The organism is Kribbella sp. NPDC055110, from assembly GCF_053607525.1.
On record NZ_JBSGTS010000017.1, the window covers coordinates 73,633 to 94,239 of the forward strand.

Annotated in this window: 18 protein-coding genes; 9 read left to right on the forward strand and 9 right to left on the reverse strand. The window is 68.0% G+C overall.

The genetic code is table 11. The features are described 5' to 3' along the window. Positions 1 to 58 precede the first annotated feature (58 nt). Genes ACWF0M_RS25030 through ACWF0M_RS25050 form a run of 5 tightly spaced genes read left to right on the forward strand, consistent with a single transcriptional unit; the run spans position 59 to position 6,377 of the window. The gene (locus tag ACWF0M_RS25030) at positions 59 to 2,506 is read left to right on the forward strand and encodes a DNA gyrase/topoisomerase IV subunit A (protein ID WP_452238129.1); all 2,448 of its coding nucleotides are present in this window, start codon (positions 59 to 61) and stop codon (positions 2,504 to 2,506) included. 5 nt (positions 2,507 to 2,511) lie between these two features. Further along, entirely contained in the window at positions 2,512 to 3,219 is a 708-nt protein-coding gene (locus tag ACWF0M_RS25035; RefSeq protein ID WP_452238130.1) for an LppX_LprAFG lipoprotein, read from the forward strand. Next, complete coding sequence (locus tag ACWF0M_RS25040) at positions 3,216 to 4,874, forward strand: MFS transporter (RefSeq protein ID WP_452238131.1); 1,659 nt, start codon at positions 3,216 to 3,218, stop codon at positions 4,872 to 4,874. The genes ACWF0M_RS25035 and ACWF0M_RS25040 overlap by 4 nt, the downstream gene beginning before the upstream one ends. Positions 4,875 to 4,920: 46 nt before the next feature. Then, positions 4,921 to 5,883: a sucrase ferredoxin gene (locus ACWF0M_RS25045; protein WP_452238132.1), complete on the forward strand. Its 963-nt coding sequence runs from the start codon at positions 4,921 to 4,923 to the stop codon at positions 5,881 to 5,883. Beyond that, positions 5,880 to 6,377 carry a beta-class carbonic anhydrase gene (locus ACWF0M_RS25050; protein ID WP_452238133.1) on the forward strand — a complete coding sequence of 166 codons (498 nt, stop codon included), beginning with the start codon at positions 5,880 to 5,882 and terminating at the stop codon, positions 6,375 to 6,377. Before ACWF0M_RS25045 ends, ACWF0M_RS25050 begins: the two co-directional genes overlap by 4 nt. A gap of 852 nt (positions 6,378 to 7,229) precedes the next feature. Here the strand turns inward: ACWF0M_RS25050 and ACWF0M_RS25055 are convergent. Further along, the gene (locus ACWF0M_RS25055; RefSeq protein WP_452238134.1) at positions 7,230 to 8,030 is read right to left on the reverse strand and encodes a carbonic anhydrase; all 801 of its coding nucleotides are present in this window, start codon (positions 8,028 to 8,030) and stop codon (positions 7,230 to 7,232) included. A gap of 133 nt (positions 8,031 to 8,163) precedes the next feature. Between ACWF0M_RS25055 and ACWF0M_RS25060 the strand changes: the two genes are divergently transcribed. Beyond that, positions 8,164 to 9,486 (forward strand): hypothetical protein, encoded by a 1,323-nt coding sequence (locus ACWF0M_RS25060; protein ID WP_452238135.1) that lies wholly within the window; start codon positions 8,164 to 8,166, stop codon positions 9,484 to 9,486. A 32-nt stretch (positions 9,487 to 9,518) separates the two neighbouring features. On the opposite strand, the gene ACWF0M_RS25065 is transcribed toward ACWF0M_RS25060, so the two are convergent. The 6 genes from ACWF0M_RS25065 to ACWF0M_RS25090 all read right to left on the reverse strand — a co-directional run bounded on the left by ACWF0M_RS25065 (position 9,519) and on the right by ACWF0M_RS25090 (position 15,067). Continuing rightward, positions 9,519 to 10,100 (reverse strand): Gfo/Idh/MocA family oxidoreductase, encoded by a 582-nt coding sequence (locus ACWF0M_RS25065; RefSeq protein ID WP_452238136.1) that lies wholly within the window; start codon positions 10,098 to 10,100, stop codon positions 9,519 to 9,521. Between the two features lie 9 nt (positions 10,101 to 10,109). After that, on the reverse strand, positions 10,110 to 10,505 hold the full coding sequence (locus tag ACWF0M_RS25070) for a carbohydrate ABC transporter permease (RefSeq protein WP_452238137.1): 396 nt from the start codon (positions 10,503 to 10,505) through the stop codon (positions 10,110 to 10,112). 73 nt (positions 10,506 to 10,578) lie between these two features. Further along, entirely contained in the window at positions 10,579 to 10,833 is a 255-nt protein-coding gene (locus ACWF0M_RS25075) for a hypothetical protein (RefSeq protein WP_452238138.1), read from the reverse strand. Beyond that, the gene (locus tag ACWF0M_RS25080; RefSeq protein ID WP_452238208.1) at positions 10,830 to 11,255 is read right to left on the reverse strand and encodes a carbohydrate ABC transporter permease; all 426 of its coding nucleotides are present in this window, start codon (positions 11,253 to 11,255) and stop codon (positions 10,830 to 10,832) included. Before ACWF0M_RS25080 ends, ACWF0M_RS25075 begins: the two co-directional genes overlap by 4 nt. 291 nt (positions 11,256 to 11,546) lie before the next feature. Further along, positions 11,547 to 12,650 (reverse strand): HAD family hydrolase, encoded by a 1,104-nt coding sequence (locus tag ACWF0M_RS25085; protein ID WP_452238139.1) that lies wholly within the window; start codon positions 12,648 to 12,650, stop codon positions 11,547 to 11,549. 332 nt (positions 12,651 to 12,982) lie between these two features. Then, positions 12,983 to 15,067: a DNA gyrase/topoisomerase IV subunit B gene (locus ACWF0M_RS25090; protein ID WP_452238140.1), complete on the reverse strand. Its 2,085-nt coding sequence runs from the start codon at positions 15,065 to 15,067 to the stop codon at positions 12,983 to 12,985. 393 nt (positions 15,068 to 15,460) lie between these two features. On the opposite strand from ACWF0M_RS25090, the gene ACWF0M_RS25095 reads away from it, so the two are divergent. After that, entirely contained in the window at positions 15,461 to 15,694 is a 234-nt protein-coding gene (locus tag ACWF0M_RS25095) for a DUF7455 domain-containing protein (protein ID WP_452238141.1), read from the forward strand. 107 nt (positions 15,695 to 15,801) lie between these two features. Here the strand turns inward: ACWF0M_RS25095 and ACWF0M_RS25100 are convergent, their stop codons facing one another. Then, complete coding sequence (locus ACWF0M_RS25100; RefSeq protein WP_452238142.1) at positions 15,802 to 17,277, reverse strand: aminotransferase-like domain-containing protein; 1,476 nt, start codon at positions 17,275 to 17,277, stop codon at positions 15,802 to 15,804. 91 nt (positions 17,278 to 17,368) lie between these two features. Here ACWF0M_RS25100 and ACWF0M_RS25105 point away from each other — a divergent pair, with 91 nt between their 5' ends. Further along, on the forward strand, positions 17,369 to 17,995 hold the full coding sequence (locus ACWF0M_RS25105) for a LysE family translocator (protein WP_452238143.1): 627 nt from the start codon (positions 17,369 to 17,371) through the stop codon (positions 17,993 to 17,995). Here ACWF0M_RS25105 and ACWF0M_RS25110 read toward each other — a convergent pair. After that, on the reverse strand, positions 17,953 to 19,965 hold the full coding sequence (locus ACWF0M_RS25110; protein WP_452238144.1) for a glycogen debranching N-terminal domain-containing protein: 2,013 nt from the start codon (positions 19,963 to 19,965) through the stop codon (positions 17,953 to 17,955). The two genes, ACWF0M_RS25105 and ACWF0M_RS25110, sit on opposite strands and share 43 nt — an antisense overlap. A 23-nt stretch (positions 19,966 to 19,988) precedes the next feature. On the opposite strand from ACWF0M_RS25110, the gene ACWF0M_RS25115 reads away from it, so the two are divergent. Further along, positions 19,989 to 20,492, forward strand: coding sequence for a DUF456 domain-containing protein (locus tag ACWF0M_RS25115; RefSeq protein WP_452238145.1), 504 nt, complete (start codon positions 19,989 to 19,991; stop codon positions 20,490 to 20,492). Positions 20,493 to 20,607: the final 115 nt, after the last annotated feature.

Below are 20,607 nucleotides of genomic sequence, written 5' to 3' on the forward strand. Positions count from 1 at the left end.
TGTGGCGCCGGACCGTCGCGGCGCTCGTACCGTTTGATCGAGGAGTTCGTAGACCCGCATGGCACGCCGTACCAGCACCGCCGAACCCGAGGACTTCGAGGAGCGCATCCTCGACGTCGACGTCTCCGACGAGATGCGTACCAGCTACCTGGAGTACGCCTACTCGGTGATCTACGCCCGGGCGCTGCCCGACGCCCGGGACGGGCTCAAGCCGGTCCAGCGGCGGATCCTGTTCTCGATGGCGGAGAACAACATCCGCCCCGACCGCGGCCATGTGAAGTCGGCCCGCGTCGTCGGTGAGGTCATGGGTAAGTACCACCCGCACGGTGACGGCGCGATCTACGACGCCCTGGTCCGCACCGCCCAGCCGTGGTCGATGCGTGTACCACTGATCGACGGACATGGCAACTTTGGAAGTCTGGACGATGGTCCGGCGGCGATGCGTTATACCGAGTGCCGGATGGCGCCGCCGTCGATGGCTATGACGACCGGGCTGGACGAGGACGTCGTCGACTTCAAGCCGAACTACGACGGCCGGGAGACCGAGCCGTACGTGCTGCCGGCCGCCTTTCCGAACCTGCTGGTCAACGGTGCCGCCGGCATCGCGGTCGGGATGGCCACCAACATGGCCCCGCACAACCTGGTCGAGGTGATCCAGGCGCTCCGGCACCTGATCAAGACGCCGGGCGCGGACCTCGACGACCTGATGCGGTTCATCCCCGGGCCGGACCTGCCGACCGGCGGCAAGATCGTCGGCCTAGAAGGCATCAAGGACGCGTACGCGACCGGCCGCGGCAGCTTCAAGATGCGCGCCACCGCCCGCGTCGAGAACGTCACCCCGCGCCGCAAGGGCATCGTCGTCACCGAGCTGCCGTACTCCGTCGGCCCGGAGAAGGTGATCGAGAAGATCAAGACCCTGGTGCAGAGCAAGAAGCTCCAGGGCATCGCGGATGTCAAGGACCTCACCGACCGCGCCCACGGCACGCAGCTCGTCATCGAGGTCAAGAACGGGTTCGTGCCCGAGGCGCTGCTCGAGCAGCTCTACAAGCTGACGCCGCTCGAGGACGCGTTCCACGTCAACAACGTCTGCCTGGTCGAGGGACAGCCGCGCACCCTCGGACTGAAGGAACTGCTCGAGGTCTACCTCGACCACCGGTACGACGTGACGCGCCGGCGCAGCGAGTTCCGCCGGAAGAAGGCCCAGGACCGGCTGCACATCGTCGACGGCCTGCTGATCGCGATCCTGGACATCGACGAGGTCATCCAGGTGATCCGGAGCAGCGACGACGCGGCCGAGGCCCGGTCCCGGCTGATCGAGATCTACGAGCTGTCCGAGATCCAGGCGAACTACATCCTGGACATGCCGCTGCGCCGGCTGACGAAGTACTCCAAGCTCGAACTGGAGACCGAGAAGGGCGAGCTGGAGCGCGAGATCGAGGCGCTGACCGCGATCATCGAGGACCCGACGCTGCTCCGCAAGATGGTCTCCGACGAGCTCGCCGAGGTCGCGAAGACGTACGGCACGCCGCGCCGTACCGTGCTGCTGGAGTCGTCCGGCGCGACCAAGACGGCCGCCGTGCCGCTCGAGGTCAGCGACGACCCGTGCTGGATCCTGATGAGCTCGGCGGGGCTGCTCGCGCGGACCAATGGTGTCGAACCGTTCGGTGCCAGCGAGTCGCGCGCGAAGCACGATGCGATCGTGTCCGCAGTGAAGAGCACTGCTCGTGGGCAGTACGGGCTGATCACCAGCGCCGGCCGGTTGATCCGGCTCGAGTCGCTCGACCTTCCCGCCGTACCGACGACCGCGAACGCGCCGAACCTGCAGGGTGGCGCGCCGATCGCGGAGTTCGTGTCGCTGGACCCGGGCGAGAAGGCGCTGGCGCTGACCACGATGGATCCGGACTCGGTCGGCGTCGCGCTCGGTACGACGACCGGCGTCGTGAAGCGCGTCGTACCAGATCACCTCAGCAACCGGGACTCGTGGGAGATCATCGGCCTCAAGGACGACGACGAGGTCATCGGCGCAGTCGAGCTGACCACGGGTGACGAGGAGCTGTGCTTCATCACGTCCGACGCGCAGCTGCTGCACTTCCCTGCGTCGGCGGTGCGGCCGCAGGGGCGGACCGCGGGCGGTATGGCCGGCGTACGGCTCGCTGCGAAGGCGAAGGTGGTCTTCTTCGGCGCTGTCGACACCGGGCGCGAGGCGCAGGTCGTCACTATCGCGGGCTCGTCCTCCGCGCTGCCGGGGACCGAGGTCGGTGCGGTGAAGGTGACGCCGTTCAGCGAGTACCCGGGCAAGGGCCGCGGGACCGGTGGTGTGCGTTGCCAGCGGCTGCTGAAGGGCGAAGACGGCCTGCTGCTCGGGTACGTCGGCGCCGCGCCGGTGAAGGCCAGCGCGAACAGCGGCGCACCCGTCGAGCTACCGCCCGTCGACCTGCGGCGCGACGGCTCCGGCGTACCGGTTGCTCAACCCATCGCTGCATGCGCTCCCGATCTGGCAGGCTGACCTCTGTGAAGAGAGTGCTCGCGCTGTGCGCGGTCGTGGTGCTTGCGGTGGCGGGCTGTAGTGACAAGAAGGAGTCCGGCGGCTCCGGTGGCGCATCAGGTGGCGACGCTGTCGCGCTGCTGACCGACGTCAAGAAGACGATCGACGACGCCGCCAGCGTGCACATCGTGCTAACCGGACGCGACCTGCCCGACAACGCGCAGACGCTCGCCAGCGGTGACGGCGTCGCGACGCACGCACCCGCGTTCAAGGGCAAGCTGACCGTGCGGTCGTCCGGTTCGCCGATCGACGCCGACGTGGTCGCGGTCGGGAGCAAGGTCTACGCCAAGGTGTCGTTCTCGCCCAGCTACATCGAGCTCACGCCGACGCAGCTGGCCGGGCTCGGCGCACCCGACCCGGCGATTCTGCTCGATCCGGCGAAGGGCCTGACCGCGGTACTGCCGACGCTCAAGGACGCCAAGGTGAAGGGCGAGACCCGCGAAGGCGCGAAGGTTCTCACCGAGGTCACCGGTTCCGTCGAGGGCAAGTCCCTGCAGGGCATCTTCCCGAAGGCCCCGGCCGACCAGGACTTCCCGAGCACCTTCAAGATCGACAAGGACAGCAAGCAGTTGGTCTCGGCGACGATCACCGGGCCGTTCTACTCCGGCGCCACCAGCAGCTACGACGTCACCCTGGACAAATACGGCGAGAAGATCGAAATCACGAAGCCGTGACCGCGAGGACCCGCCTCACGCTCGCGTCGATTGCTGTCGCGTTTGCGGCGGCCGATACGTACGTCGTGGTGCTGGCGCTGCCGGACATGATGTCCGGGGTCGGGCTGTCCGCGGACGAGTTGCAGCGGGCGGCGCCGATCATCTCCGGGTTCCTGCTCGGGTACATCGCCGTGCTGCCGCTGATCGGTCGGATCGCGGATGTCGCCGGGCGTACGCCGGTCCTCGTCGGCGCGCTCCTGCTGTTCGCGGTCGGGTCGCTCATCACAGCCGGCGCCTACGACCTGCCCCTGGTGGTAACCGGTCGGTTTCTTCAGGGAGTCGGCGGTGGCGGGCTGGTTCCGGCCACCCTGGCGTTGGTCGCTGACCTGTGGCCGGCGGAACGGCGCGGGCTGCCGTTGGGCGTGGTCGGGGCGGTCCAGGAGCTGGGCGCCGTGCTGGGTCCGCTGCTGGGTGCCGCCGTACTCGCGGTGGCTGACTGGCGGTACATCTTCTGGCTCAACCTGGTAGTCGCCGTCGTCCTCGCGCTCCTGCTCCGCGGGCGTTGGCGTCCACGTCTCTCGGGCGCCGTCGGGCTGCTCGCGTGCGTTGCGCTCGGCCTGACGCTCACAGCACCGGATCGACTCGCGTCCGGGGTCACACTCGGTCTGCCCTTCGTGCCTTTCACCGGAACGTCCCGGCTGCTCACGCCGATCGGGGTCGTCACCCTGGTACTGGCGCTTGTGTGGCTCGGCCTCGTGCTGTTGCGGACCCGTGGGCACGTGGCTGCCGTGCTCTCGCGAGTCGATCTTGTCGGGGCTCTGCTGCTCGCGGTCGCGTTGGCTGGTGTCGTGCTCGCCTTCGCGACGGCGGATCCTGAGCGCGAGCTCATGTCGCCGGCCGGGCCGTGGCTGCTCGTCGCGGCCGCCGTGTTCGCCATCGCATTCGCGCTGTGGCAGCGTCGTACGGCGGCGGCGATCGTGCCTCGTGGTTTGTTGGGTGATCGCCCGGCGTGGGGTTCGTTGGTGGTCAGTTTTCTGATCGGATGCGCGCTGATCGCGGCGCTGGTCGACGTACCGGTGTTTGCTCGCACGACCCAGGGCGGTGGTCAGTTGGCGGCCGCGCTGGTGCTGCTGCGGTTCCTGATCGCTCTGCCGGTCGGGGCGGTGGTCGGCGGGTGGTTGACGCGGCGGTACGGGCTCGGGTTGATCACCGGCGCCGGGCTCGGGTTGTCCGGGGCGATGTTCGTGGTGATGGCATTCTGGAGCCGTACGGCGCTGGATCACTGGCCGGCGACCGTCGTACTGCTCCTCTGCGGCTTCGGATTCGGGCTGGCGCTATCGCCTTTGAACACGGCGATGCTCGGCGCGACGCCCGCCGACAGCCACGGTCTGGTGAGCGCTCTCGTGGTGGTCGCGCGGATGGTCGGCATGCTCGTCGGCGTCTCGGCACTGACCGCGATCGGGCTTCGCCGGTACTACGCCATTGCCGACGGCATCAAATCGCCCAACGAACTCTGCCCGGCCTCCCCCGGCAACTGCCGCCCGTTCGTCGACGCGCTCCGCGACGCGGCCGTTTCACAAGTTCACGCGATCTTCGCCGGGGCCGCGGTGTGCGCGTTCCTGGCCGCCGCCCTGGGCGTCCTGCTCCTCGGCCGGCGTGGCACACCGCACACATGATGATCACCATGAGGGACAGCCGTCTCAGGTCGCGTACCGTGAAGCTGTGACGCCTGGTACCCCTGCACCTGTGGACGGCCTGTGCTCGACGTTCTGTCGGGTACTGCAGGAGCCGTTGCCCGGTACGGCGGTGGTCGCGACCGCATGGGTCGTGGTCGAGCAGCCCGGTCCGTGGGGTGCGAAGGCACCGACGCAGAGTCACCTCGACCGACGGTTCGGTGCGGCGTTCGACGACGAGTGCAAGAAGGTCGACGTACGGTTCGGACTGATCCGCTCCCCTGGCCGGCACGCGGACTCTCGCGAGCGAGCGCACCAGGTCTTCGTCGCCTCCACGCGGCCGGGCAGTTCGTGGCTGCTCGGCGGCCGGATCGTGGATCCTTCCGAGCTGAACAATCTCGACCTCGGCGCGGTGGCCCGCGGTGACCGCGCGGCTGCCCTTGCGTCGCTGCCTGCGCTGACGCCGGTCGCCGAGCCGATCGTGCTGGTCTGTACGAACGGGAAGCGCGACGAGTGCTGCGCCCTCCTCGGTCGCCCGCTGGTGGCGGGGCTGGCCGAGCGCGTGCCGGGTCGCGTGTGGGAGGCCAATCACCTCGGCGGGCACCGGTTCGCGCCGACCGCGACGTACCTGCCGGCCGGGACCATGCACGGGCATCTCACGGTCGACACAGCGGTCGAGGTGCTGGCCGCGGCGGACCGTGGCGAAACAGTGCTGACCGGGTTGCGCGGCCGGTCCACGTGGACCAAGCGCGGTCAGGCCGCCGAGGTCGCCGTACGCTCATTGACCGGAGATCTGTCGCTGGATTCGTTGCTGGTCGTCGGCGAAGGCGCTGACACTGTCACCGTCCAGCATGTCGACGGGCGGTCGTGGATCGTGCCGGTCTCCAGCGCACCAGCCGATCCACCCCGTCCGGACTCCTGCGGAAAGGAACCGTTCGCCATGTCGATTCTGCAAGCCGGTACCCCAGTGTCGGGCCCAGTTTCCGGTCCAGTGTCAGGTCCGGTGCGATGAGCGGCGGGTTCGACGACCTGCTCGCGGCCAACGCCGACTACGCCGCCGACTTCCACTACGGCGGATTCGACGGGATCGCCCATGCCGGGATCGGCGTCGTCACCTGCATGGACTCGCGGATCCCGCCGCTGGAGATGCTCGGCCTCAAACCCGGCGACGCGAAGGTCCTGCGGTCCGCCGGCGGGCGGGTCACCGAGATGACGATGACCGGCCTCGTTCTCGGCGTCCAACTGCTCGGCGTCCGGCGGATCATGATCATCCCGCACACCCGCTGCGCGATGGCCGCGATGTCCGAGGACGACCTCCGCGCGAAGGTCGAACAGGCCGCCGGGAAACCGGCCGGTTACCTGCCGATCTCGGTCATCCCCGACCAGCTCGAAGCCCTCCGCCGCGACGTCGCCGCCGTCCGCGAACACCCCCTGATCGGCGAGGACATCCTCGTCGGCGGCTTCATGTACGACGTCGACAACGGCCACCTCAACCAGATCGACTGACGCGCCCAACAGAAGAGCGTGATCCGGCTCTAGCGAGTGACGTGTGGGTGGTCGACGGGTTCGAGGGCGATGCCTGGCCTGGTGTGATCTGCAGCTCGACAGGACATGTCGAGTGAACGGGTAGTGCACCTGAGCGTGAACGCACCCGTGTGTACAGCGTCTCGCCAGTGCACTACCTGTCGAGCGTGCACACCACCCCGCCGCGAACAGCCGCGCCACCACCAGCCCACTCCCCAGCCGGCAACACAACACCACGCATCCCGCAACAGGACCGGATATCCCCTGGCGTTGTGGGTTCTCCCCTCTAATACCACCAGAGAAGCCACAACACCGGCGGATATCCCCTCGTGTGCAGGGGTCCTCGTCCCGCCCGGCCGCTGGCACGGACCGGGCGGTGGCACGGACCGGGCGGTGTATGCCGGACCAGGCGGTGTATGCCGGACCAGGCGGTGTATGCCGGACCAGGCGGTGTATGCCGGACCAGGCGGTGTATGCCGGACCAGGCGGTGGCACGGACCAGGCGGTGGCACGGACCAGGCGGTGGCACGGACCAGGCGGTGTATGCCGGAACGGGCGGTGGACGCGGTGGTGCCGTGGCGCGGTGCGTCCGCGCGTGCGGTGCGTGCGGTGCGTGCGTGCGGTGCGTGCGTGGTGCGTGCGGTGCGTGCGTGGTGCGTGCGGTGCGTGCGTGCGGCGGGTGCGGTGGGTGCTGTGGTGGGGACTCGAGACAGGGGCTGGTGGGTGGAGACAGGGAATATCGCGTTCTAGGCCTCCACGGCCTGTCTCGAGTCCCGGAGGCCGCCACCAGGACCCACGCATCGGGCCGGAGAGCCGGTTGTTCCCTCGGATTGCTCAAGGGGTGAGGGTGACCTTGCCGGTGTCCAGTTCGTAGTAGGCGCCGGTCAGTTGGAGCTTGCCGGACTTTTCCAATGGGGCGACGACGGGTGACTGGCGGAGTTGGGTGAGGACGTGGGTGATGTTGGCGTGGACGGCGTTGGTGAGGCGGTCGCCTGGCTTGCTGGAGACCTGACGGACGGCAGGGGCGAGGGTGTCCACGAGGTAGCCGAGCTTGCCGGGGTGCTTGGTGGGCTTGTCGAGGGCCTTGATGGTGGCGTCCAGGGCTCCGCAGCGTTGATGGCCGAGGACGACGAGGAGCGGGGTGTGGAGTTCGGCGATTCCGAACTCCAGGCTGCCGATCACCGACTGGTCGAGCGCTCCGCCGGCGCTGCGTACGACGACCAGATCGCCGAGCCCCTGATCGAAGACAAGCTCGATCGGTACGCGGGAGTCGACGCACCCGAGGACCGTCGCAAACGGATGCTGCCCCTTGCTGACGGCGATCCGCCGCGCGATCCCCTCGTCAAGATCCTGCTCCTGCGCGGCCACGAACCGCGCATTGCCCGCCAGCAACCGCTCCACCGCCTGCTTGCCATCAGCAACCACACCCGCGGTCTGCACGACTCCTGACGTCGGCGGCCGGCTCCCCACCACCCCCGCCGAGGCGCCCGGCTGACCGCCTCCCACCGATGCGCCTGGGTGACCGGGTCCCGGCGACGTCCGCGACTCAGCGTCTGTAGTGCAGGCGGGTAGTGCGCCGGCAGTCAGGGCTGCGCCGAACGAGGTGAGGATGTGGCGGCGGGATGGGGTGTTCATCGGCGGGTCTCCTCACGCGCGGACGGCGGGGCGGTGTCGTCTCATCGACCGTAGCAGATTGCATACAGTCTGCAGTACCCACGAACACCGAGGATCTCTCGGTTCCCGCCCGGAAGTCTGATAGACACCACGTATGAGACTCCGCCCCAGCTCATTCCACCGCTCCCTCGTCGCCGGCGCCCTGGCGCTCACAGCGGTCCTCTCCGGTGCCCCGATCGCTCAGGCACTCCCAGCCACCGCACCCGCCTTCCGCGGCGGACCGGTCACCGGCTGCCTGGACCAGTCGATCGTCGGCACGGTCGAGGAGCAGCGACTCAGCCGTGGCATCAACGGCGGTCCGTCGGTACCCGCGGAGATCCTGCGCCGCTCAGGCTTCGACCGCCAAGTCGACCAGTTCACCCAACTCTTGTGCCGAGTCCCCAACCGTCAGGCCGCAGCAGCCCTCGTGCGCACACAAGGCGAGGCCCTCTGGCGTACGGCGACGCAACGCGCGCAACGCGCCCCACACGGCACCGACGCCCTGCCCGCGACCGACGACCGCGGGCTGTACTGGGCACGCATCTCGATGGCCCTCGCCCTACGCCAATGGCAACCAGCCTTCGGCGTCGGTACGACGGAACGCGCCACTCTGATCCGCTCGTTCGAGTACGCCTCCCGCGGCATCAACAGCACCCGCTTCACCCCGGGCGTCCGCAAGATCCTCGTCACCGGATTCGACCCGTTCACGCTCGACGCGGACATTCGGATCGGCAACCCGTCCGGGGCCAACGCGCTGACACTCGACGGTCAGCGCTGGAGGGTGAACGGTACGACGTACGAGATCCAGACGGTGATGTTCCCGGTCCGGTACACCGACTTCGACGAGAGCATGGTCGAGAACGCGCTCGTACCGCACTACCGCCCCGGGCCGCAGCACGCGGACCTGGTGATGACGGCGAGCCAGGGCCGCGTGGGCATCTTCGATCTCGAGGTCTTCAACGGACGTAGGCGTTCGGTCAGCTCGATCGGCGACAACAACAACCTCTGGGGCGGCGGCACGATCAGCGCCCCGGTCGTCTCCCCCAGCATGCCGGCAGGCCCGGAGTGGCTGACCTCGAGCCTGCCTCTCGCGCGGATGGCGAAGACCGAGGTCGCGCCGTTCCGGACCCGCGTCAACACGTCCGTGCTAGAGATCCCCGCCGGTGAGACGACACCGGTCCGTCGGCCAGACGGTCCGACGGCCGGTTCGATCGCCTCCGAAGGCACCGGCGGTGGGTACCTCTCCAATGAAGTTGCCTACCGCAACACTCTGCAGCGCGACCTGCTCGACCCGTCGATGCCGGCCGGCCACCTGCACGTCCCGGTGCTGTCGTTCGACCTCACGAACAAGACCGGGATCACCGACCCGACGTACGAGGCCAACCGGGACGCGATCGTCGCAGGCGCCCACGCGATCCTGCGATCCGCGCTCTCATGATCAGAATAGTGGTCATGTGATCACTATTCTGATCACCACTTGAGGAGGTCGGCCGTCCGGACCGGCAGCCCGGTCTCGAAGGAACGGTTCGCAGCCAGCCCCCTCACCAAGGCAAGCGCGGCCTGCCGCGCATCGGCGACCTCAGCACCTTCGGTCTCTTCTCCGTCGAGCAATGCGGCCGGCTCACGGGGATCCGCGCCGCCGTGTCCCTCGTGGTCGTGGTCGACGGTGTGATCGACCGGCGCGGACCACAAGGGCCGCAGAACGATGCCGGTAAATGTCGACTCTTCGACACTGAGTTCGAGTCGTCCGCCGGATCCGTTGAACATCACTCGGTAGCCCTCGACCGGTGAGTACGCCGTCAGGTGGTACGTCATCGTGGCGCCCGTGTCGTACGAGACCAGCACCGCCATGTCGTCCTCGATCGATACTCCAGGAGCGAACACGCTCTGGTCCCGTAGTACCCGGCCCGCGGCGAGCAGCATGCGGTTGTGGAACGCCATCCGTACCGAGTTCGGGTCGCACAACGCGACCACGTCGTATGCGTCCCGTTTAGCCAGCCCTTCGGTGAACAGCTGGGCCCGGTGACCGGTTCCCACGATCGCAGTGCGCATGAATTCCTCCTATTGCTTGACCGCGCCGGCCAGGCCGTTGACGAAGAAGCGCTGCAGGAGAACGAAGAGCAGGATGATCGGCGTGAGCGTGATGACGGTGCCCGCGCAGAGCAGCGTCCACTCGGTCGAGTTCTCGCCGATGAACGCGTACATGCCGATCGCCAGCGTGCGCAGCTCGGGCCGGCCGAGCGTGAACACCAGCGGAATGAAGAAGCTGTTCCACGCGGTGATCGCGGTGAACATGCCGACTGTGGCGAGCATCGGGGCGGACAGCGGCAGCATGATCCGCGCGAACGCCTGGACGATGATCACCGACCACAGGCTGTTCAGCAGATGCAACCGCTGCATGAGGTCGAATACAGGGATGATCATGTAGCCGTGCGGCAGGAACAGCGTCGCGGACACCAGCCCGAGGTAGAACCTGCGCGCCCCGGGAACCGTGTGCGGGCAAGTACGTATCCCGCGCAGGAAGTGACTACTAAAGTATCACCACTGTTCCTAAGGTGATCAGAATTGTGTTCATGAAGTACCGGCTGAACGAGGCCTCCTGCCAGGCGTTCAGGTAGTTCGCCCAGAGGAAGTGCGACGGCATCGGATTCAGCCCGTCGGTGAAGAAGTCGTCGTCGCTCTTCAGTGAGCTCCCGAGCGCCCACAACAACGGATACAGCCAGACGAGCCCACTGACCAGCAGCGCCACATGAGTCATCGCGGTCACCACCCGCCGCCGCGTCATGCCAGGCTTCCTCCTCCGCGACGCTTGGCGAGAGACCGCAGTACGACGACCTGGACGACAGAGAACGCGATGAGCAGTACGCCGTACACGAACGATGCGGCCGAGGCGAGGCCGAAGTCCGGTTGTACTGCGTTCGCGTTACTCCCACCGAACGCCAGGTGGTAGATGTACGTGTTCACGACCTCGGTCGCGAAGGACGGCCCGCCGCTGGTCAGCACCTGCACGAGGTCGAAGATCTGGAACGTCCCGATCACCGCGAGGATCGCGATCACCACGCCGACCGCACGCAGCATCGGGATCGTGATGTACCGGAAGGTCGCGAACCGGCCCGCATCGTCCAGCCGGGCGGCCTCGTACAGCCCTCCGGAATCGTCTGCAGGCCGGCGAGGAAGTACACGAGGTTGTAGCCGAACGTGTGCCAGATCCCGACCAGGACGATGATCCCGAGCCCACTACCCCGACAAACCCGGCATCCCCACGACCAGCCGCCGGATCAACATCATCGCCGGCCTAACCGGCGCCGAAGCAATCCTCACCGGCCTCCTAGGCATCCACCCCCACCCAGACGGCTCCCTGACCATCACCCGAACCCAGTTGCCCAAGGCAACGTCAATCTCAGCAACTTCAACTACCGCGGCCACGCGACAGAGGTCGAGATCGAGTCCCGCCTTACGACGATCACCTTCGACGGCCGCAAGATCCACCAGGCCAGGTCATCCCGCCAAGATGACAGGAAACGCCTCCACCACCGACTCGAACTTGTAGTCGGCGGCCGGTGGGTGATGCTTCCCGATGTCGTGCGAGTGGTCGGCCGCTGGCGTACCGGTCGTGTGATACATCCCGATGTCGTGCGCATGGTCGGCCGCTGCCGGCTGATGCTTCCCAGTGCCGTGCGCGTGGTCGGTCGCTGATGGGGCGGGCGTGTGATGCTTCCCGATCTGGATTGTGCGGAGGCCGGCCGCGATGCCGCCGGCGATGTCGTGGGAGGGGTGGTCGCCCACCATCCAGCCGCCGTCGAGGGTTGCGCCGGTTCGGGCCGCGGTTAGTTCGAAGATGCGGGGGTCGGGTTTGCGGATGCCGACTGTTTCGGAGACGCAGGCGTAGTCGATGACGTCGGCGATCTGCGTGTACTCCAGCTTCAGGTTCTGCTGGACGGTGCCGCCGTTCGTCACCACCGCAACCCGCCAGCCAGCTGCCCGCAACTCGGCCAGCCCCTCGAGCACGGGCTGCTCGACCCAGGCGAACAACGGATGCTCCTCGTCGTACGACGCCACCAGCTCCCCCACCGAAGCCGCCAGACCGAACCGCGACCGAGCCATCCCGAACAGCTCCGCCCGCGGCCTGAACCCACCGTTGTCATGAGCAACCAACCACTCAACAGCGGACTCCCCCAACCCGTTCAACTCCGCCCACCACCGCCCCCACTTCAAGAACGCCCCGTCCCGATCAATCAGCGTGTTATCCAAATCAAAACAAGCCAACCGAGATCTCCGCTCCACACCCCCACCCTCACACATCCCGAACCCCAGCCCATCACAATCCCCCGCACGCCCATGTGCGCGAGCGTGCGGCACCGAGCGGCCACCGATTGTGATGGCCTGGACGTCCACCTGACGACTCACGGCAAGAGGCACAGCACGGTCGCGATCCGCCAGCACTCCGGCGACCAGAGCCCGCGCCAGCCAGCGCCCCCGACCGAGGCCGCTTTCCGGAACATTTCTGGCAGCAGGTGCAAGATTGTTTCCGGAAAGGCTCCTGGCAGTTCGCAGCCCCACGCGAGCCGCCCTCGGCTGGAGGGCGACGGACGTCCAGGCCATCAGATTCGTGTGTGGTGGGCGTGCGTGCGCGTGCGGCGCCGAGCGGCCGGCGATTGTGATGGGCTGGACGTCCGGCCGGGCTGGGCGTTCGGTCTGGACGACTCACGGCGCGTGCAACGACCACCGCAGGCCGCGACCGCTTTCCGGAACATTTGTGGCAGCAGGTGCAAGATTCTTTCCGGAAAGGCGCCCGCCAACTCACCGCCGGGCCACCCTCAACCGGGGGACGCGGACGTCCAGGCCATCACAATCGGCCGCCTTCGGCGTGCGCGAGCGTGCGTGGGCGTGTGCGCCGCGGGCGGTTGGCGATTGTGATGGGCTGGACGTGCGCGTTAGACGTCGATGCGGTTTTCGTCTAGTTCGTAGGCGCCTTGGACTAGGAACTCTTTGCGGGGGGCTACGTCGTTGCCCATCAGGAGGTCGAAGACCTGGGCGGCGGCTTCGGCGTCGTCGACCGTGATGCGGCGCAGGGTGCGGTGCCGGGGGTCCATGGTGGTTTCGGCCAGCTGGTCGGCGTCCATTTCACCGAGGCCCTTGTAGCGCTGCGGCGGCTCTTTCCAGCGGACGCCCTTCTTCATCAGTTCGGCGGTCTTCCGCTGGTACTCCGAGTCGCTGTAGGTGTACAGGTACTTGTCCTGCCCCTTCTTCGGGTTCGTCAGCTCGAACCGGTGCAGCGGCGGTACGGCGGTGTAGACGCGCCCCGCCTCCACGAGCGGCCGCATGTACCGGAAGAAGAGCGTCGCGAGCAGCGTCCGGATGTGGGCGCCGTCGGAGTCGGCGTCCGCCATGAAGATGATCTTGCCGTAGCGCGCCTGCTCGAGGTCGAACGTGCGGCCGGAGCCGGCGCCGACGACCTGGATGATCGACGCGCACTCGACGTTCTTCAGGACGTCGCTGACGGACGCCTTCTGCACGTTCAGGATCTTGCCGCGGATCGGCAGCAGCGCCTGGAACTCCGAGCTCCGCGCGAGCTTCGCCGTACCGAGTGCCGAATCACCCTCGACGATGAACAGCTCGGACCGGTCGACGTCGTTGCTCCGGCAGTCCGCGAGCTTCGCGGGCAGCGCCGACGACTCCAGCGCGGTCTTGCGCCGCTGCAGCTCGCGGTGCTGACGCGCGGCGACGCGGGTCCGGGATGCGGCGACGATCTTTTCCAGTACGGCGCGCGCCTGCGCCTTGTACTCACGTTTCGTCGATGTCAGGAACGCTTCGAGCTCGGTCTGCACGACCTTCGCCACGATCCGCGACGCCGCCGGCGTACCCAGCACTTCCTTGGTCTGCCCGTCGAACTGCGGTTCGGCCAGCCGGACCGTGACGACCGCGGTCAGACCTTCGAGTACGTCGTCCTTGATGATCTCCTCACCGTTCTTCAGCAGCCGGGTGCCGTCGAGAGCGTTCGTGAAACTCTTCGACAGCGCCCGCTCGAACCCGGCGACGTGGGTGCCGCCCTTCGGGGTCGCGACGATGTTCACGAACGACCGCAGCTCGGTCTCGTACCCGTCGCCCCAGCGGACCGCGATGTCGACCTCGAGGTCCCGCTCGACGTCGGTCGGCGTCATGTGGCCGGCGTCGTCGAGCATCGGCACGGTCTCGGTGAAGTGACCGGTCCCGGCCAGCCGGACGACCTCGGTGACCTTCTGGTCGGTGGCCAGGAACTCGCAGAACTCACTGATCCCGCCGTCGTGCTTGAAGGTCTCCTCGGTGATCTCGTCGCTTCGCGCGTCGCGGATCACCAGCTCGAGCCCCGGCACCAGGAACGACGTCTGCCGCGCCCGGGTGACCAGCTCGTCGTAGTTGAAGGTGGCGTCCTTGGTGAAGATCTGCCGGTCCGCCCAGTACCGGATCCGGGTGCCGGTGACACCCTTCTTCGCCCGGCCGGCCTTCCGCAGGCCCTTCGACGGGGTGAAGCCGGCACCGGCGCCTTCGCCGTCGAACTCACCGGCGACACCGCGCCGGAACGACGTCGTCCAGATCACGCCGCCGCGGTCGACCTCGACGTCCAGCCGCGCGGACAGTGCGTTCACCACCGATGCGCCGACGCCGTGCAGACCACCTGACGCGTTGTACGACCCGCCGCCGAACTTGCCGCCGGCGTGCAGCTTGGTGAACACGACCTCGACTCCGCTGAGCTTGGTCTTCGGCTCGATGTCGACGGGGATCCCGCGCGCGCGGTCCACCACCTCGACCGAGCCGTCCTTGTGGAGCACGACGTCGATCCGCTCGCCGTGGCCGGCCAGGGCCTCGTCGACGGCGTTGTCGATGATCTCCCACAGGCAGTGCATCAGACCGCGGCTGTCGGTGGACCCGATGTACATACCCGGCCGCTTCCGGACCGCCTCGAGTCCTTCGAGGACGAGCAGATGGCGGGCGTTGTACGCCGGGTCGATCTCGGTACTGCGAGGCGTCGGGGCGGCCACAGGGCTCCTTCACTGGTTTGCCACACTTACACACCCCAGCCTATGCGGCCGCACCCCCAAAACGTGGCAGGCGGGCCCTGCGAACACTTGCCGCCGGGTACCGGACATAGGTGTTGCGACAGGTATCGATCCGGACTCGATTAAGAGTGGCGTACGACACTCCGAACCCGAGCAGACGGTGATCGATTCATGGCGCACAGTGAGAGAAGAAGCACCCCGCCTCCGTGGCTCACCACGAAATCGCCCTCCGACGAAACGATTCCGCGTCAGCAAGCGTCATACGAAGACAGGTGGTTCGTCTCACATACGGACACGTTGTCCGCACCGGGAAGCGATCCACGTGTCAGGATGTTGCTATCTGGTGAGTACGGAACTAGATGAGATGAGGCCTCAATGACTACAGCACTCGCCCCGAGTTCGGCCCTGTCGGCCGCGGATCGCTGTGACCGCTGCGGTGCGCAGGCCTACGTCCGAGTCACCCTGACCAGCGGTGGGGAGCTACTTTTCTGCGCCCACCACGGCCGCGAGCACTCGGAGAAGCTGCGCAACATCGCGATCACCATCCACGACGAGACCGGTCGGCTCGAAGCCACCCCTTCCACGGTCGCCGTAGACGACGAGCGGTGACCCTCACGCTGTTCTAAACGCGCCAATGGCGGCGCCAAAGTCATCACAGGCTTCGATGGCGGTTCACCCGAGGGGTGAACCGCCATCCCTCTTTTCGCCCAAAAGGCTTACACGACAGGTACGCCGGGACCGGGCCCGTGCCGCCTTAGTTCCTGCCAGGCCCGCGACAGCCGCGCGACGGCATCATCAAGCACTTGCTCGGAGTAGGCGAACGGCAGCCGTAGGTAGTCGTCATGCGCGCCCGACGGATCCATCGCCTGGCCGGCCACCACCTCGACACCGTGCCGCAACGCCACCTGCGCGAACACCCGAGCATCCGTGTCCGGCAACCGGATCCACAACGCCGACCCGCCCACCGGCGACGACCATTCCCAGTCCGGTAGCCGTTCGGTCAGCAACTCCCCCATCAGCTTCTTCCGCACGGTCGCCAGCCGCGCCCGCTCCGACGTCAGCTCGGTGAGCCGCGGCAGCAGCCGCGCAGTCAGTGCCTGGTCGATCAGCGGACTCCCGAGGTCGGCCAGCGCCTTGTGCCGCGCCAAGCGTTCGGCGAGCGGCCGCGACGCCCGGATCCACCCGATCCGCAGTCCACCCCACACGGCCTTCGACACCGACCCGATCGTCAGCACCTCCGCATCGTCCGGCGCGTACGCCGCCAGCGGCGGAGGGATCTCCGGACCGGCCGGATCCCACGCCGAGTACGCGTTGTCCTCGACCACGACGACCCCGTACCGCGCCGCCAGCTGCGCGACCTGCCGGCGTCGGTTCGCCGACATCAGCCGGCCGGTCGGGTTGTGGAACGTCGGCATCACGAACAGCATCGCCGGCTGATGCTCCGCGAACGCGGCCTCGAGCAGGTCCGGCCGGATCCCGGCATCATCCAGCGGTACGCCGACCACTCGCCCGCCGGCCGCGCCGAACAGGTCGAAGCACCCGGGCCAGCTCGGCTGCTCGATGGCTACCGCGGCGCCATTGCGCAGGTACATCTGCGTGGCCAGCGCGATCGCCTGGTGCGCGCCGGTGGTCACGACGATCTCGTCCGGCGACGTCGGCAGTCCGCCCTCGGTGAAGTGTTCCGCGATCCGCTCGCGCAGTACCGGCAGACCGCGCGGGTGGTACCCGACGTCGCCGAGCAGTGCGGGCAGCTCGTCGGAAGCCAGCGCGATCAGCTCCGACGACAGTTCGGGCAGCCCGGGATCCACGGCGTACGTCAACGAGATGACCTCGCCCGGTCCGACGGTGATCCGGTGGAACAGCGACTCGCCGTACCCGGTGGGCATCTGCTTGTCGGATCGTGAACGACCGCGTCCGGCGGCGTGCGCGACCGTCGTACCGCTGCCGCGCCGGCTCTCGACCAGGCCGCGGGCGCGGAGTTCGTCGTACGCCGCGACGACTGTCGATCGGCTGATCGCCAACGAGTCGGCCAGTCGTCGCTCGGCCGGGAGGCGGGCGCCGACCGGGAGCTCGTCGGAGCCGATGAGGGCAGCTATCTCGTCGGCGAGTCGCCGGTACAGGCCGCCGGTGCGCGTGCTCAGCCGGTGCCCGATCAGGTCGGCCAGCGCCGACGGATCTCCAGAACGGTCCACTTCTCCTCGGATTGGCTCGGGTGGACTGCTTCTCGCGCCGCCAGGCTAGTACCGGAAGGCAGTCCAGTTCGAGTACGGAGGCGAGAAACACATGATGATCGGTCAGTGGCTGGGGTTCACCGGCGCGACGGTGGTGCTGGTCGGGATGCCGGGGCCGAACAACCTGTACATCTCGCTCCGCAGCCTCACCCAGGGCCGTCGCGCGGGCGTCGTCTCGGCGCTGGCCGTCGAGACCGGGACGCTCGTCTACATCGTGGTGACCGCGCTCGGTCTCGCCACCGTGGTGCAGGCCTCGCCCACGCTCTTCACCGCGATCACCGTCGCCGGAGCGCTCTACCTCGCCTACCTCGGTCTCAAGCTACTCAAGGTTCCGGCGAGCGATCACGCCGCCGATATCCAGGCCGCGCCGCTCGGCCGTGTCTTCCGCGACGGCGTCGTGGTGAACCTGCTCAACCCGAAGGCAGCGCTGTTCTTCCTCGCGTTCCTGCCGCAGTTCGCGACCCGCGGCGCGGATCCCGCTCAGCTCCGCAGCGAACTCCTCCTGCTCGGCGTCGGCGCCTTGATGATCGGCCTCACCCTCGACCTCTGCTACGCGGTCGGCGCGGACGCCGTCGGTCGGCGCTTCCGTTCGGTCCGTACGACGAGCCGCCGCCGCAACCTGATCGTCGCGGCGATCTACCTCGGACTGTCCGCGTTCGCGCTGATCACAGCACTCTGAGGGGCGTCCACGACCACCACTGAGCCGTCCTCGAACCGCAGCGACAACGTCTCGCCGCCGACCCGCAACCCGTCGAGTTCAAGCACCTGCCAGGGCACCGAGTCCGCAGGATGGATCGCCAGCGTGCCGCCCGGTACGTCGGGCTCGATGCCGAACGCAGCCACCAGAACCGCGACCGCCGAAGCCGCCGCCCACGCCTGCGGACGGCACGAGAGCGGGTACGGCGTCGGCGTACCCTCCTCGCCTGTCCCGCGGCCGCCGTACAACTCCGGCAGCCGGTAGTCGAACGCCTCCGCCGCGCGGATCAGGCCCTCGACGTACGACGATGCCACGTCGGACTGACCGCTCGCGAACAGGCCTTCGACCGTCATCGCGGTGTCGTGCGGCCACACGCTGCCGGTGTGGTAGCCGAGTGGATTGAAACGGGTCATCGCGGTGGACAGCGTGCGCAGCCCGAAGCCGCTGTTCAGGTCGTCGCCGGCCAGTACGTCGGCGACCGTCTGCTCCTCGTCCGCGTCGAGCAGCCCCGTGCCGAGCAGGTGGCCCATGTTCGACGCACGACCCGCGACCGGGTTCTTCGCGCCGTCGAGCGCGATCGCCGGGTAGCCGTCGATCCAGAACGTCGCGCGGAATCGTTCCTGCAGCGCGGCCGCCCAGGCCCGCCACTCGTCGCCGGACTCGTCGTGTGCCTCGAGCAGTTCGGCGCCCTTCACCGCGGCCGCGTACGCGTATCCCTGCACCTCGCACAGCGCGATCGGTGCCGTCGCCAACGTCCCGTCCGGCCACTGCACCGCGTCGTTGGAGTCCTTCCAGCCTTGGTTCGCGAGCCCGTGACCCGACTCGTCGACGTACTCGAGGAAGCCGTCGCCGTCCGGGTCGGCGTACTCCTTCATCCAGGTGAGGGCGCGCTTCAGGTTCGGCAGCAGGTCGCGGACCTCGTCGGCGGGCATGCCCCAGCGCCACGCCTTGTGCAGCGTGATGATCCACAGCTGGGTCGCGTCGTGGGTGCCGTAGTACACGGCCGGGAGGACCAGGCCGCCGCCATGGTCAGCGACCTCGGCGCGTAGCTCGTGCGGGATCTTGCCCGGTTGTTCGGCGGATCCGGCGTCGATCTTGGTGCCTTGCCTGGCGGCCAGTGCACGCAGCGTGCCGGCTGCGAGCGTGGGGTCCACGGGGATCAGCATGCCCGACGAGATCAGCGAGTCGCGGCCGAAGAGCGTGAGGTACCAGGGCGGTCCGGCGCCGAGGTAGCGGTCGTTGTCGGCGGCGAGTTGAAGCGCGCGGACGTCCTGCAGCGAACGGTCCAGCCAGCGTTCGACGCGTCGGTCGTCACAGTGGACAGTCACGTCGTACGGCGTGCGCTCGGCCGGCGGCTCGATCGAGAAACCGGTGTTCGACTTCGGGAAGTCGGCGGTCACGCGCAGGGTGATGGTGAACTCCTCCCCCGGCTCGATGCGCGGCGTGGCCGAGACGCCGGGGTCCGCGGTGACGACCACGCGGGTGTCGTCGCTCTCCCAGCGCGTGCGGCTCGGGCCATCCGGAAGCGGAGCAAGTTGCGGCAGGCCGGTGGCGGCGCCGCTGCGGACCGCGGCCGTGCCGGCGAGATCGGTGCCGAGGGCAACATCCAGCCGGCATTCGATCGCCGACCGCGAGCGGTTCACCAGGGTGATCTGCTCGGTCAGGCCTTCGGAGTCGACGGTCCGGGTCCGGTACAGCATCACGGTCGGATCGTGCCGGGTGTCGCCGAGCCCCTCGACCATCGCGACGTACTGGTGGGTGGCCGCGTCCCGTTCGTCGACATGCACCGGGACCGGTTCGCGTCCGTCGACCGTCACGCTCAGGTTGGACAGGATCCGGCGGTCCCGGGCGTACACGCCCTCGGCGCCGGCGCCGGTCAGCTGACCGGACCGCGGCGACAGGACCACCCACGGAGCGGCGAGGGCGGTGACCAGTTCGTGCAATGGGGACATGCCTCCACCCTAAAGGTGCGCCGGTGCGAGAGAGTGTGGGCATGGAGACAGGGGTGACCGTACTCGTCGGGATCGCGATCCTCGTCGGGATCGTGGGCATCGTCGTACCGATCCTGCCCGGGGCGATCCTCAGCCTGGCGGCGATCCTGGTCTGGGCGCTCGTCGAGCGCAGCGCGACCGGGTGGGTGGTGTTCGCGATCGCTGTGGTCCTGATCGGTGCGAGTCAGGTGGTGAAGTACGTCGTACCGGAGCGTCGGCTCCGTGAGGCCGGCGTACCGCGGCGGTCGATGTTCTTCGGAGTTCTGGCCGGCATCATCGGGTTCTTCGTGATCCCGGTGGTCGGGATGTTCGTCGGGTTCCCGATCGGCGTCTACTTGTCCGAGCTGCAGCGCCAGCGCGACCACGCCGCCGCGTGGACCTCGACCAAGCACGCGCTCCGCGAGACCGGCGTCTCGATCCTGATCGAGCTCGTCGGCACGTCACTCGCCGCTGCCGTCTGGTTGATCGCCGTGCTGTTTGTGGTCTGACATTGCCAGCGACTTTCCAGTCCCACCGGAGGGCCGTCCAAGGTAGGAGAGGACGACTTTCTTAGGTGATTGCCAGGTTGTTCTTATCCGCAGGCAAGGTTCGTCCCAGCTCCGC

Excerpts from the sequence above, each read along its gene's own strand:
- ACWF0M_RS25110 (WP_452238144.1), bottom strand. The coding sequence starts at position 19,965 with ATGTCCCCATTGCACGAACTGGTCACCGCCCTCGCCGCTCCGTGGGTG.
- ACWF0M_RS25105 (WP_452238143.1), top strand. The coding sequence starts at position 17,369 with ATGATGATCGGTCAGTGGCTGGGGTTCACCGGCGCGACGGTGGTGCTG.
- ACWF0M_RS25050 (WP_452238133.1), top strand. The coding sequence starts at position 5,880 with ATGAGCGGCGGGTTCGACGACCTGCTCGCGGCCAACGCCGACTACGCC.
- ACWF0M_RS25060 (WP_452238135.1), top strand. The coding sequence starts at position 8,164 with ATGAGACTCCGCCCCAGCTCATTCCACCGCTCCCTCGTCGCCGGCGCC.
- ACWF0M_RS25085 (WP_452238139.1), bottom strand. The coding sequence starts at position 12,650 with ATGGCCTGGACGTCCGTCGCCCTCCAGCCGAGGGCGGCTCGCGTGGGG.
- ACWF0M_RS25075 (WP_452238138.1), bottom strand. The coding sequence starts at position 10,833 with ATGACGCGGCGGCGGGTGGTGACCGCGATGACTCATGTGGCGCTGCTG.
- ACWF0M_RS25065 (WP_452238136.1), bottom strand. The coding sequence starts at position 10,100 with ATGCGCACTGCGATCGTGGGAACCGGTCACCGGGCCCAGCTGTTCACC.
- ACWF0M_RS25030 (WP_452238129.1), top strand. The coding sequence starts at position 59 with ATGGCACGCCGTACCAGCACCGCCGAACCCGAGGACTTCGAGGAGCGC.
- ACWF0M_RS25095 (WP_452238141.1), top strand. The coding sequence starts at position 15,461 with ATGACTACAGCACTCGCCCCGAGTTCGGCCCTGTCGGCCGCGGATCGC.
- ACWF0M_RS25055 (WP_452238134.1), bottom strand. The coding sequence starts at position 8,030 with ATGAACACCCCATCCCGCCGCCACATCCTCACCTCGTTCGGCGCAGCC.